Annotated in this window: 11 protein-coding genes; 6 read left to right on the top strand and 5 right to left on the bottom strand. The window is 57.4% G+C overall.

What is annotated here, in order from left to right; all coding sequences use genetic code 11:
* Positions 1–113 precede the first annotated feature (113 nt).
* Positions 114–1,676: a hypothetical protein gene (locus M9920_06830; GenBank protein MCO5052000.1), complete on the top strand. Its 1,563-nt coding sequence runs from the start codon at positions 114–116 to the stop codon at positions 1,674–1,676.
* A 1,231-nt stretch (positions 1,677–2,907) separates the two neighbouring features.
* On the opposite strand, the gene M9920_06825 is transcribed toward M9920_06830, so the two are convergent.
* A complete protein-coding gene (locus M9920_06825; GenBank protein MCO5051999.1) occupies positions 2,908–3,207 on the bottom strand; it encodes a DUF971 domain-containing protein in 300 nt (99 codons plus the stop codon).
* A gap of 34 nt (positions 3,208–3,241) precedes the next feature.
* Positions 3,242–4,636 (bottom strand): DUF1080 domain-containing protein, encoded by a 1,395-nt coding sequence (locus M9920_06820; protein ID MCO5051998.1) that lies wholly within the window; start codon positions 4,634–4,636, stop codon positions 3,242–3,244.
* Between the two features lie 118 nt (positions 4,637–4,754).
* On the opposite strand from M9920_06820, the gene M9920_06815 reads away from it, so the two are divergent.
* From M9920_06815 to M9920_06800, 4 genes are read left to right on the top strand one after another with little or no spacing between them, the layout of a single operon-like run.
* Positions 4,755–5,552 (top strand): polysaccharide deacetylase family protein, encoded by a 798-nt coding sequence (locus M9920_06815; GenBank protein MCO5051997.1) that lies wholly within the window; start codon positions 4,755–4,757, stop codon positions 5,550–5,552.
* A gap of 1 nt (position 5,553) precedes the next feature.
* Positions 5,554–7,359, top strand: a complete 1,806-nt coding sequence (locus M9920_06810) for a glycoside hydrolase family 9 protein (protein MCO5051996.1) — start codon at positions 5,554–5,556, stop codon at positions 7,357–7,359.
* Positions 7,356–7,991, top strand: coding sequence for a DUF1080 domain-containing protein (locus tag M9920_06805; protein ID MCO5051995.1), 636 nt, complete (start codon positions 7,356–7,358; stop codon positions 7,989–7,991). The genes M9920_06810 and M9920_06805 overlap by 4 nt, the downstream gene beginning before the upstream one ends.
* A gap of 22 nt (positions 7,992–8,013) precedes the next feature.
* Entirely contained in the window at positions 8,014–8,793 is a 780-nt protein-coding gene (locus M9920_06800; protein ID MCO5051994.1) for a TSUP family transporter, read from the top strand.
* Between the two features lie 138 nt (positions 8,794–8,931).
* Here M9920_06800 and M9920_06795 read toward each other — a convergent pair whose 3' ends face one another.
* On the bottom strand, positions 8,932–9,309 hold the full coding sequence (locus M9920_06795; GenBank protein MCO5051993.1) for a hypothetical protein: 378 nt from the start codon (positions 9,307–9,309) through the stop codon (positions 8,932–8,934).
* A 298-nt stretch (positions 9,310–9,607) separates the two neighbouring features.
* On the opposite strand from M9920_06795, the gene M9920_06790 reads away from it, so the two are divergent.
* Positions 9,608–10,909, top strand: coding sequence for a hypothetical protein (locus M9920_06790; protein ID MCO5051992.1), 1,302 nt, complete (start codon positions 9,608–9,610; stop codon positions 10,907–10,909).
* A 130-nt stretch (positions 10,910–11,039) separates the two neighbouring features.
* Here the strand turns inward: M9920_06790 and M9920_06785 are convergent, their stop codons facing one another.
* Together M9920_06785 and M9920_06780 are read right to left on the bottom strand one after the other, a co-directional pair.
* The gene (locus M9920_06785) at positions 11,040–12,098 is read right to left on the bottom strand and encodes a PA0069 family radical SAM protein (GenBank protein MCO5051991.1); all 1,059 of its coding nucleotides are present in this window, start codon (positions 12,096–12,098) and stop codon (positions 11,040–11,042) included.
* A gap of 266 nt (positions 12,099–12,364) precedes the next feature.
* Positions 12,365–13,252 carry a sugar phosphate isomerase/epimerase gene (locus M9920_06780; GenBank protein MCO5051990.1) on the bottom strand — a complete coding sequence of 296 codons (888 nt, stop codon included), beginning with the start codon at positions 13,250–13,252 and terminating at the stop codon, positions 12,365–12,367.
* Positions 13,253–13,262: the final 10 nt, after the last annotated feature.

Here is a 13,262-nt window from a genome sequence, read left to right as displayed (position 1 = left end):
GATTTTGACGAAAACCCGCGCGTGGCATCGCTGCTGCTAAACAGGATTGAGAGTTGAGCGGCTGTACCAAACAAACGTAGAAGCTCAACGGAGAGAACAAACAAATAAAACAAATGAAAGCGAAATTCGCCCTCATGACCCTCATCGGGCTGAGCGCCTGCACGGTGGCTCTGGCCCAGAACGAACCCGCGGCAACTGCCGCCGATGAAACCACCACTACCACCGCGCTTGCGGACGTTGCCACCACCGGCGGGGCAGTCATCCCCCTCATCCAATTCCAGGATGTTCCGCTGATCACGGCCATTGACAATCTGGCCCGACAGGCGGGAATCAATTACATCATGGACCCCAAGGTGGGCTACGGCCAACCGGATGAACGCGGCCAGATCAAGGCGCAACCGAACATTTCCATCCGTTGGGAAAACTTGACGGCGGAACAAGCCTTGAACGCCCTCATTACCACCTACGGCTTGCAGCTCGTCAGTGATACCAAGACGGGCATTTCCCGGGTCACCATCAAGGATCCGGCCGCTGCCGAGCCGCTGGTCACGGAGATTGTGCAGCTCAAGTTTGCTTCCCCCAGCAACATCGTGACCTCGGTGCAAACCGTGTTTGTGGACAAGCGGAGCAAAGTCATTGCGGACATCCGCACCAGTCAATTGGTCGTCTCGTCCACCGAAAAAGAAATGGAAGCCGTGCATAAGCTCATTGACCGGCTGGACACCCAAACCAAGCAGGTTTTGATCGAAGCCAAGATTCTGGAAACCACGCTTAATCCGAAATCCAGCAAAGGCGTTGATTGGAGCGGAACGCTGAAAGCGCAGAACGTCCAGTTTGGTAACAGCGCGTTACAAACTGTACCTGCGGTCCCGAACGGCCCTGGGAATAATCAACCTACAACCGCAGACATTATGGGCGGGGTCTTGGGTAATCCGGGAATATTAATGAATGACGCGGCGGGTGGCTTCGGCTTCAACCCGGCAGCAGCCTTCCTGAACGCTGACGGCGTCTCGGCGGCGCTCTCGTTCCTCAACAGTTCTGGCGATACCAAAGTGGTTTCCGAGCCGCGCATGGTGACGTTGGATAACCAAAAGGCAACCATTGATGTGGGTCTCTTATACCCGATCGTCAACATCACGGCGGGAACGGCCAATACCACTGGCGGTTCTGAGATCAGCTATTCGAACTTAACCGTGAATTTGGACGTCACGCCTCGCATTGCGGCCAACAACTTCATCGAGTTGAACGTTAGCCAAGGGGTGCTTCGCCTCGGTCCAACCTTCCAAAGCCAGGTCGCCGGGGTAATTAACAACGTAGATTCTTTCTACACGCGCAAGCTGGACACCACCGTCCTGATCCCCAGCGGCAACACGCTGGTGATGGGCGGATTGATCCAGGATGAAAAACGTAATGAGAGCACCAAGGTGCCGGTGTTGGGTGATATTCCGGGATTGGGTTTGCTGTTTCGCAAGGATGGCAAGGAACTCAATCGTCAGAACCTGACCATCTTCATTACGCCTACGGTGGTGGAAGATGAAGACTTCCAACCGACTCAAACCGACTATCTGAAGACGACCCCAAATCTAAAGGTCACTGATGATTGGTCCTGGTGGGATAGCGGTAAATCCGCCGGCGACATCCGCAAGGAGAAGCAGGCGGGCGCGTTCCGCGATTAAGCCAATCGCTTCTACGTTTTGACAAAACACCGGCCTGAACTTCAGGCCGGTGTTTCTTTTGCGTTGTAGCGGCGGTCTATACCGCCGCAAACTCAAGCCCTGCGTTGGAACCGCATCAACCCAAGCCGGAAGGATGCAGTTGCTCCAGGTGGAACGGCCAACTTGGCCGTTCTGGGCGGCAACCTGCCGTCCAGCCGAGCGCACGGAGATCGCACCCATTGGGTTCGCACGCTTGGCGTTCGGCTGTCGGGCTGGTAGCCCGACCGAACGGGCCAGTGGCCCGTTCCACCCAAACTCCAATCGAATCGTTCCGGCTAAGGAAACGCTGAATCATTCAGATCAACCACGAATGCACCCGAATGAACCCCAATAAAATCAAGGCCATCGGACGGGTATTCGTGTTGATTGGTGTCCATTCGTAGTTAAATCATCGCCTCCCTAAAGCGTTGAATTGTGGGCGCTTGATCTATCCTCAATCCTCTGCGCTTCCGTGTCTCGGCGGCTGCAGCAGTTTAATTGAAGTTGTCGCCATGGCACCGAATGAGTGTAACCCCATGAAGGTGAGGTTCGGATGGGGAATGGCGCCTCTGTCCGCGAGGTTTTGGACTGCGGCAGTCCCCTGCCGCTCCTATGGAGCTTGTGATTTGTTGCGGGTGAGTTTCCATACGTATGCCGCGCCGCTGGCGCTGGGAACGGAGCGCGGGCGGTCCCGCGCTCGCAGCGCTGCGCCAGACTAAAAGGCGTTGATTGATCGCAAAGCCGATCTTCCCGTTCACGCGCTGCGGACGGAGACCGTCCGCGCTCCGGGAACGCCTCGGACTTTATTCCGCTGCCAATGTTTCCCCGGACCGAGCTGGCGGTTGACCACATCACCGGTCGCGCCGGTGCTTGTCCCGAACCCAGGGCGGTTGTCCGTTTGACCCCAACGCTTGGCTTGAGGTTGGGAAGCCCGCTGCTATAAACGAAAAAATCAAGCGGCCACGGCTTTATTTAATCCGCTCTAAGCCATTTCCTCAGTTCCATCACGGCGCATAAAGTGCGACGGTCATAGACCGCCGCTACCCAGGTCTTTCGCCCGGCGAGCGCACGCGCCTCGCGTGCCGGCGCGGTGGCACGCCAGAGTCTCGACCGCGTGGCGCGGTCGGCCACACGCGCGGGCGCGTATGCTCCCCGAGAACGACATCCCGCCCGCAACCGTCCGTTTCCCTCCGACAAAAGTGCAGGGCAGGCTCTAACCCGCCACCAGCCGATGCAAATAATCGAAGGCGTAAATTCCGCTGCTGTGACCATCAGCCCAGAAAAATTTGACCGCATATCCGCCAATGGGAGTGAACTCTTTCAGCTCAAAGGCTGTTGGTGGCAGCACGCGCGTGGGATTTTTATAGACGTTGCCCAGCACGTCTTTTTCGCCGTGGCAACCCGCGCAGGGGCAGCCGCGCCGCAATTTTTCCAAAGTAACGAAGCTTTCCTCACCATTTTCCCAACGGATGGCCAACTCCTGACCGATGTGCTGCAGGTCTAAAATTCGCATGAGGTCAGTATGGGGCAAATCGTCCCGCGGGCAATTACTCATCCCCCGGTAACTGCGCCGCCCCCGCTCCGCCAAGCGCACCCAGCACGGACCAGGACTTTGGCGGGGATAATTCCCGAAGGTAGAGATTCTTGAACCAGACCGGCGTCCGGCGCGCCTCCAATTCGATGGGGCCAAACGGCAACACGGATAGATCGCGTTGCCAGACGTTTTCCAGCGTGGCTCCGTTCACCACCAGTTGGTCGTTCAAAAACACATGCACTTTGTCGGCCACCATGATGATGCGAAACCGATTCCACTCGCCGAGGGGTTTATCCGCCAGGAGCAGCGGTTGGTTGGCGTTGGTTCGATTATTGATCAATCCGCCGCTGCCACCTCCCTCCGAGCCGCCCGCCGCGTGCGTAAACGGATCACAAATTTCCACCTGGGGCGTGCCGCGCAGATACACCCCGCTATTGCCTTCCGGTTCAATTTTCCAATCGGCCACCAACTCGAAATTCACGTAATCTTTATCGGTGGATAAATTATCCGTATTGGTGCCGCGATAGACCAACGCGCCCGCCTCCACCTTCCAATTGGCTCGCGCCTGTTCGTTGGCTCGCGTTTGCACGGCGGCCAAATCCGCCGGCGACAACGCCGCGCGTTTGGGCGGAGCGCCAACCGAACCCTTCCACCCGGTGAGATCCTGGCCATTAAACAGTGACACGAAATCCTTGCGCTCCGTTTTTCGCGGCAGTTCCTGAATCTGAAAGTTACGAAACTCCACGTAATCGCCATGGCCGAGCAAGCCAATGTGCCCGCACTCACGAAACAATCCGGGGTGTCGCGCGATTTTGGCCGGATCGTCAATCTCGTTCAGGTTCACATCCAGAATTGTGATGCCATTGACGATGACGGTGATTTTTCGTCCGTCGGCGGTGATTTGCTCACTGTTCCATTCCCCGACCGGTTTCAACGCGCCTTTTTCCGCCGCCGCGACGTCGTAAATCGAGCCGTGATATTGCTCGGGTCGCAACTGACCCCACCGACCCTCTTTCGCCGCCGTCTCGTCGAGAATCTGAATTTCCATCCCCAGCGTTGCGGTGTGCCCGCGCAACGGCGCCCGAATCCCAATCCCATTGTTCGCTCCTGAATCGAGTTTGAACTCAAAGCGCAGAATGAAATTCTCGTATTCCTTTTCGGTGAACAATTTTCCCTTGCCGCCGGGCCGGCAGTAGATCGAACCATTGGTGACGCCGTAACTGGGTTCTTCCGGATTATCCATGACCCAGCCGGTTAAAGAGTGGCCATCGAACAGCGGACGAAAGCTGTGGTTGCTGCTGCTGTCAGGCCGCACTTGACGACAGCCGGAAAGCGCCATCGCCACGACGATCAGCGCCAAACCTGCGCTGCCGCCGAGCAGCATTCCGAAGTTCAATCGTCTTTTCATGCGTCTTGTGAACCGGGACGGTTTCCGCGAGACTTCGAGAAAAATGCGAACCTGTCAAGCGATGCTTTCCGCCCGCCCGAGGATTCGGCCCCCGGTATCCCCGCGCCGATTCGGGCTAATGGTCTGGTGTGTCGTCGTGCTGTTTGCGGGCGGCTGTCAGTCGCCAAAACGGGGAAACGCCACGCCACCTCAAGTGGACGCCGCGCGTTGCGAGTGGTCAAATGGCGGCATCATTCGCGGTGATCAAACCCGCCGCGCTATCGCGCTGGCGTTCACGGCGCACGAGTTTGCGGAGGGCGGCGACACGGTGTTATCGGAGTTGAAAAGGCATCGGTCGCGCGCCTCGTTTTTTCTCACCGGCCATTTTATTGCCAATCCAAACTTTCATCCCTGGCTCAAACAGATGGCGCGTGACGGACATTATTTCAGCGTCCATTCGGATCAACATCTGTTGCTCTGCTCGTGGGATCGGGAACGCCAGACCCTGGTTTCTCGTGATGAATTTCACGCGGACATTGAAGCCAACTTCGCCCGATACGAGGCATTGAAACTTAAAGCCAGACCGGGCCGTTTCTTCATCCCGGCTTATGAGCATTACAATCAACAAATCGCAACGTGGGCGCGGGAACAGGGTTTCACGCTCATCAATTACACGCCCGGCACGCGGTCCAATGCGGATTACACGGGCGAGGCCGACCAGAATTTCGTTTCAACCCAAACCATTTTTGACAGCATCATCAAACGGGAACAGACCGATCCGCATGGACTGAACGGGTTCATTTTACTGTTGCATCTCGGCAGTGGGCCGGGGCGCACGGATAAATTTCATCCTCGCTTTGGTGAACTGCTCGACTATCTGGCCGGCAAAGGTTACGAATTTGTGCGCGTGGATGAATTGCTCGCGCCGCAAAAATAATATGAAACATCTGCTGATCATTCTGGCTCTGAGTCTGGCGACCGCGGCGGCAGAGGAGATTTATATCCGGGCGAATCAGGTCGGTTATTTCGGCGGCGGCGCGAAATCGGCCATTGCGTTTTCCCGGGCGCCCATGCCGGAGGATTTCACCGTGGTCGGGGCGAGCAATCAGGTCTGGTTTCACGGCAAAACCAAGCCCATCACCAACGCGACGTGGGGCCAATTTTCCAACCATGTGGAACTGGACTTCTCGAAGTTTTATACCCCGGGCCAGTTTGTATTGAAGCTCGGCCCGGCTCATTCTCTGCCGGTGCGGATCAGCGGCGAGCCGGATTATGAGTCGGTGGCGCACCTGCTGGAATTCATGCGCCAGCAACGTTGCGGTTTCAATCCGTGGCTGAACACGAATTGTCATCAGGCCGACGGACGCACGGTGTACGGGCCATTGACCAACGGCACGCCGATTGACGCCACTGGCGGCTGGCACGACGCGGGCGATTTGCTGCAATACCTGCTCACTTCCGGGAACGCGACCGCGCAAATGCTCCTCGCGTATGAACTCAGTCCGAAACATTGGTATTCCGAGAGTTATCGCGCCAATCATGCGCGCCTGCACAATGACCCAGTGGTTCACGTCAACGCGCTTGGTTTGCCCGGCACAAATGGCATCCCCGACATCCTCGACGAGGCGCGTTGGGGTTTGGACTGGATGCTCAAACTGCATCCCGCGCCCGACCAGCTTTATCATCAAGTGGCCGATGATCGCGATCACGCGGGCTGGCGGTTGCCGCAAAACGAAACCGTGGATTACGGCTGGGGCAAAGGCGGCGCGCGCCCGGTTTATTTCGCCGATGGCAAACCGCAGGGGTTGAAGAGTTATCAAAGCGCCTCGACTGGTGTCGCCAATCTTGCCGGGCGTTACGCGGCGGCGATGGCGCTTGCGTATCAAATCTGGAAGAACGATCCGCAGCAAAAGGAATTTGCCGCGCGTTGTCTCAAGGCCGGTTTGGAAGTCTATGAACTTGGTCGCGCCAAGGAAGGTGTGCAACAGGGCAATTCCTACGGCGCACCGTATCGTTACGAAGAAACCACCTGGGCCGACGACATGGAATGGGGCGCGGCGGAGTTGTATCGCGTGACGAAGGAAAAGCGGTTTCTCGATGACGCAAAACGTTACGCGAAACTCGCGGCGGATGAAGGTTGGATGGGCAAGGAACAGACCGGGCACTACCAGTATTATCCGTTCATGAACATCGGCCACTTCCGGCTCCATGACTTGGTGGACGCGGAGTTTCAGAAGTTGCTCGCGGGTTATTACCGCGCCGGTATCGAACGTTGCGTCGCCGCCGGGGAGAAAAATCCTTATCGCGTCGGGGCGCCGTTCATCTGGTGTTCGAACAATCTGCTCACCGCGCTCGTGACGCAATGCTTGCTATATGAACGCATGACCGGCGATCGGCAGTATCGCCAGTTCGCCACCAAGCAATGTGACTGGTTGCTGGGGCGCAATCCGTGGGGCACGACCATGTTCACCGAGATCGGCAGTGTATTTCCCACCGACGTTCATTTGATGACGGTGCAAATTCTTAAACGTCCGGTGCGCGGGGGGTTGGTGGATGGCCCCGTGTATGAACGCATTTTTTCCTCGCTCAAGGGCGTCAGCATCACGCAGCCCGATCCGTTGGCGGCGTTTCAAGGTGAAGCGGTTTACCACAATGACGTCCATGATTATTCCACCAACGAACCCACGATGGACGGCACGGCCTCGGCCATCTTAATGTTTGCGTTGTTGAATCTATATCCATGAAAATTATTGCTCCCTTCCTCCTTGGCGGCTTGCTGGCCGGCTTTCCAGGCTCGGCAGTGTGCGCCGCTGATGCAACCGCTCTAAAACTCACCCCGATTTTCAACGGCACCAACCTCGCTGGCTGGCGGGCACCGCAGCCCAATCCCTTCTGGACGGTGCGGGATGGCGTTCTGATCGGGACCAACGATGAATCATTACGCGGGAATGTCATTTACACCGAGTCGCGTTACACCAATTTCGTTTTGGAATTGGAGGCGCGTTGGTCGGGTGACATTGACAGTGGCGTCATGCTGCGCGCACCGGAGTTGCAGGTCCAGTTTGGCATCTCGCGCAGCTTGAAGGTGGATATGACGGGCGCGTTTTATCTCACTAAATCGCCGACCAACACCAAGGTCGGTTATCCGGAAGCGGGGCACACCAAGGGGTTGGCAGTGGTTTTCAAACCCGAGGATTGGAATCACTTTCGGATTGAAGCGCGCGGCGACACTTTCACCGTCTGGTGCAACGGTCAGCGAATCAGTCAGTACACGGACCCGCGCTATCCGGGAGGCGCGCCGCTCGGGTTGCAAGTGCATCCCGGCTTGAAAATGAAGATCGAATTCCGCCACCTCTACGCCGCCGAATTGGATTGAGGGTCGGGGATCCGTTGCCGCAATGATCCGCTCGCTTTCTGAGACCGATCTGGCGTGGCAATTACCACTGTTGTTTGGCGTTGGCTTGGTTTCGGGCTTTGTGGATGCGATTGCGGGTGGCGGCGGATTAATCACGCTGCCGACGCTGCTCGCCTTGGGCTGCGAACCCCAAGTGGCGCTCGGCACGAACAAATTGCAGGCTACGTTCGGCGCAGCCAGCGCTACGTGGCATTACGCAAAAGCCGGCACCGTGAACGTGTGGGATTGCTGGCGCGGCGGGCTGATCACCTTCGGCAGCGCCATCGTTGGATCGCTGGCCGTGCAGCAAATCGGAGCGGACCTTCTCAAGGCCATCATCCCGCTGCTCTTGCTGGCCGTCGCTGTGTATTCCTTGCGCAATCTCAATCTGGGCGCGCGGGAAATACCGGCGCGTTTGCCACGCCCGTATTTTGACCTGATTTTCGGTCTGCTGCTGGGAGGTTACGATGGCTTTTTTGGCCCGGGCACGGGAACTTTTTGGACTGTGGCCTTTGTGCTGGTCATGGGATTTAACCTGGCGCGCGCCACCGCTTACACGAAGGCCATGAATCTCACCAGCAATGTCGGCTCGATGCTGATTTTTCTATGGGCCGGGAAAGTCAACTACCTTGCCGGAGGCTGCATGGGTCTCGGCCAGCTCATTGGCGCGCGGATTGGCAGTCGCATGGTGGTGCAGCGAGGGGCCAAATTCATTCGCCCGATTTTTATCACCGTGGTATTGGGGCTGACCATAAAACTGCTGTATGACGCGTGCAAAAATTAGGCTCGTTGCGATGAGCAACGAGCCTTGTGAACGCGCCCGCTGTTTACAGCGGCCTTGGCTATGAGAACGTGGGGTGTGGAGTGAGGTGGCCTCGCGCGGCACGCGGAGGCATTCGATGCCCACCAACCTCCAGCGCCATTATTTTTGCGCGAATCCCTTGGTAATTTCGATGCGATAACCCGCTTGCTCTTTGGTGACGCTCGCGGTGAAGCCACTTTGTTTACTCCAGTTCTTGACCAGATTAAGTCGCGCCTCGCTGGGTGTTGACACGACTGACTGACCTTCAGACACCATGCTTTTGACCACTTCCAACCATTTTTGGTCGGCAGCTTTGGTTTCTTCACCAAAGGCTACTCCGGAAGTCATTAAGCAACTGACCATCAATACTTTGAACCACTTCTTCATTTTTACTCCTTGTGTTGAACTTTGCGCCACAATTACGCGGCAAAACCGAATCGCAGCTTGTGTGCCAGTGATTACTCCGGATTCGAATTCCGTAAATTTTCGATAGTTCAACGCTTGACCCCCTATTTACATTAGCTAGAATTTGCCCGCTTATTGGACAGACTTACGGTCACAGTTTTTTAACCTCGAAACGAAATATACTATGAAATTAAAATCATTGGGTTTGTTCGCTCTCGCCGCCAGTTTGGTGGTTACGGGCTGTCAACAAACGTCACACTACCATCAATCAACTAATACAACCGCCCCAGCACCGGTTGTGGTGGAGCCAGCTCCGGCCCCTGCACCCGCACCTGCACCTCAAGTTTCCTGTAACGAAGCAACGCGGGGACTCATTCAAATGGCGAAAACCATGCCGAAAGAAGTCGTTCTCGGCGCGGAATTCACCTCCGAAATTAAACTCACGGCTCAATCCTGTGCCGGTAATGTGGTTGTGCAAGATACGATTCCTGCAGGCGTCACCTACGTCCGCAGCGAACCCGCCGCCACCGTTGACGGCAGCCAACTCACCTGGAAGCTCGGGAACTTTGATGCGGGCGAAAGCCGTACCATCAAGCTCGTCCTCAAGGCTGGCAAAGAAGGCACGATTGTTAACTGCGCCATCGTTTCTGCCGATCCGCGCACTTGCGCTGAAACGCGCGTGGTCAATCCCGCCATTCAGTTGAGCAAGACTGAACCGCAAGAAGTGACCATTTGCGACCCGATCCCAGTTACCTTGGTGGTCAAGAACTCGGGTAGCAGCCAGTTGACCGGGGTGAAGATAACCGACACGCTCCCGGCAGGTCTCGCCAGCGAAGGCAAGAATGTCCTGACCTTCGACGCGGGCACCCTGGCCCCCGGACAAAGCAAAGAATTTAAGTTTAATGCCACGGCTTCCAAGACCGGCAAATTCGTGAACAACGCCGAGGTTACATCTGATCAAGGGGTTACCGCCAAGGCGACCGCCTCGACGACGGTGCATCAGGCCGTTCTGACCATTGCCTGCAAAGCCAACGAACAGCAATACATCGGCCGACCCTACAATGTTGATCTGACGATCGTGAACAAGGGCGACACCGCTGCCGCCGGAGCTCAAGCCGTGCTGGCGATTCCCGCTGGTGCGACGTTCAGCTCCGCCACGGCGGGTGGCCGCGTCTCTGGCAACAATGTGGTTTGGGATCTCGGTTCGCTGCCCGTGGACGCGCAGCGCGAAGTTCGCGCCACGTTCACCAGCGCTGCGGCTGGCACTTACAGCTTCAACAGCGCCGTCCGCGGCACCTGCGCCGCGCAAGTGGCTTCCAGTTGCCAAACCAGAGTGGTGGGCGTCTCGGCCTTGTTGCTGGAGAAAGGTGACAATCCTGACCCGATCCAAATCGGCGAAGAGACCACCTATTATGTCCGCGTGACCAACCAGGGTTCAACGGATGACACCAACATCAAGGTGGTGGTTGAGTTCCCTGAATACCTGACTCCGGTGAGCGCCGACAACGGCGGCCAAGTTCAAGGTCAACGCGTGGTCTTCCCGGCGTATCCGCGCCTCGCACCGAAGGGTGTGTTCGAATTCCACGTCAAGGCCAAGGGCGCCAAAGTGGGTGACGCACGCGTGAAATTCATCCGCACGTCCACCGACATCCCGGCCCCGACGACGGCGGAAGAATCAACCCGCGTTTACTAAATCGGTTTAGTTCTCTCAGAGCTGGCAGGTCTTCGGGCCTGCCAGCTTTTTTCTGTCTTGCCGCCCCGCTGCCCCGCTCCAACTGAAGCAGCCGACGTGAGTCGGCTCTAAATTTTGAAATCGCCCCCGATCAACCCGGACCGGTTTCAAACAAGCTCAACTGCCGTCCCCCCGGGCGCCGGAATGCCGCTGTGGAAAGTTGAACGTGATTGTCCGCGATGCCCGCACGGCGGCAGGCGACGTTGAACATCTGCTCGATTTGCGCCGCAAAAATACCCTCACCCGTCATGCGCTGACCGAAGCGCGCATCATAAAGTTTTCCGCCGCGTAGCGCCCGCAGTCGGTGGAGCACTTTTTCTTTCCGATCGGGGAAATGTCGTTCCAACCATTGCTCGAATAATGGCGCGACCGCATACGGCAGGCGCAGCACGGTGTGACCGACAAATTTCGCGCCCGCATCCGTCGCCGCCGCGACAAGATTGGGAATCTCATGATCCGTCAGCCCCGGAATCATCGGTGCGACCATCACGCCCACGGGCACGCCCGCGTCCGCCAGTTTGCGAATCGTCGCCAGTCGCGCGGCGGGCGGCGTGGTGCGCGGCTCCATGACTTTGCGCAAATCCGTGTCGAGCGTGGTCACGGAAACGCACACCACCACCGCCTGATGCCGCGCGAGTTCGACCAGCAAATCCACGTCGCGCGTGATGAGTTGGTTTTTTGTGACGATGCCGACGGGTTGCCGAAATTCCGCCAGCACTTCGAGACAGCCACGCGTGAGTTTCAATTTTCGCTCCACGGGCTGATAGCAGTCCGTCACGCCGCTCATGGCGATGGTTTGCGGCTGCCACTTGGGTGATGACAATTCTTCGCGTAACAATTGCGGCGCGTCCGTCTTCACCATGATGCGCGTCTCGAAATCCAGTCCGGCGGAAAAACCGAGATATTCGTGGAACGGTCGCGCGTAGCAGTAAATGCAGCCGTGCTCGCAACCGCGATAGGGATTGAGGCTGTAGGTGAAGCCGATGTCCGGGCTGTCGTTACGATTGAGAATCGTCTGGGTACGGTCATGGAAAAATTTTGTTGTTGGCAGCGCGTCCTCGTCGGGATTCCAATCCGCGTCGCGCTCCAGATGAATCGGCTCGAAACGATTCGCCGGATTGCTCGCTGCGCCACGCGCGGACCATGACATTTTGTTCACAAGCGCAAGTTTGCCGGAAGCGCTGGGACAAAAACTGTCCGAATGTGTTCTCCTTTTTCCCCAAACCAATTTTAGGAAAAGCGGTGGGCGTCGTGATCCTGGTGGTGGGATTTATTCAATCAACAAAGTGGCGTAGCCCTTGAACAGTTCGTCGGCATAGTCGGTGAAGCGCGTGCCGGGACCGGTTCACGGGCGGCGTATTGGCAGCGGAGCAGTTTCGGGTGCATCCCTGGTAACCGAACATCGGTCGCCAGCAGCTAGGCGAGGGTCCGGCTCAGAAACTCTCGATTCGCGCGGTAACTTTCCAGCATCGGCTTGCCTGGTGGTACGGCACCTTCGATCTGAATCCAACCTGAATAGCCGATTGCGTCGAGTGCTGCGCGCACTTTGGGAAAGTTGACTTTACCTTGGCCAAGTAATGCACCGTTTTCCTTGGCGTGTACTTCACAGATCCGCTTCCCGAGCCGACGAATTTCCGCGTAAATGTCATAGCCCCGATCATTCGAGTTGCAGACGTCGTAATAGACCTGCACGGCTGGCGAGCCCACGCGGTCCATGATTTTCTCATGCGCCTCGGCGCTCAGCCAGCTTTCGAGACCAAGAATGACGCCGGCTTTTTCGGCTTTCGGTGCGACCGCCTTGAGTCGCCGCACGACCTCATCCACTCCCGACGGGTCGTCGCGTAAATCACCCGCGCCAAAAAATGCCAACAAAACCACGCGCACTCCCAATGTGGTGCAAACGTCAATGGCGTCACTGACCCACGCCACGGTGCGCGGATCGCGTTTGTACGGCACTTCGTTCAACTCGCCAATGGCCAGCGAGGCGATCTCCACCCCGCTCGCCCGCGCCGCCGCCTTGTACTGTTCTTGCACTTCGGCACGGCGCAGGTGCATGTCGTTCGCCAGCGTGCCGAGACTCACTTGCACGCCGTCCAAGTCGATGTCCTTCGCGACGGCGAACGCTCCCGGATCCGCCAGTTTTCCAATGGACCAATCGCAGGCGCCGATTTTAATTCGGTGCCGCTCGGCGGCGGTCAGCCGCTGCGTGAAACTTGGCGTAAGCGCCAGCCCGCCGACAACCATGGCCGCGCGACGGAACATTTGCCGGCGCGTCAACTGGAAATGGGTTTCCTGGTGGTGCATACACGCTTTT

The organism is Verrucomicrobiia bacterium (genome assembly GCA_023953615.1).
Lineage (GTDB): Bacteria > Verrucomicrobiota > Verrucomicrobiia > Limisphaerales > JADLHS01 > JADLHS01.
Note: the sequence above shows the minus strand (reverse complement) of the source record. Positions and strands in the feature narration are given on the sequence as shown.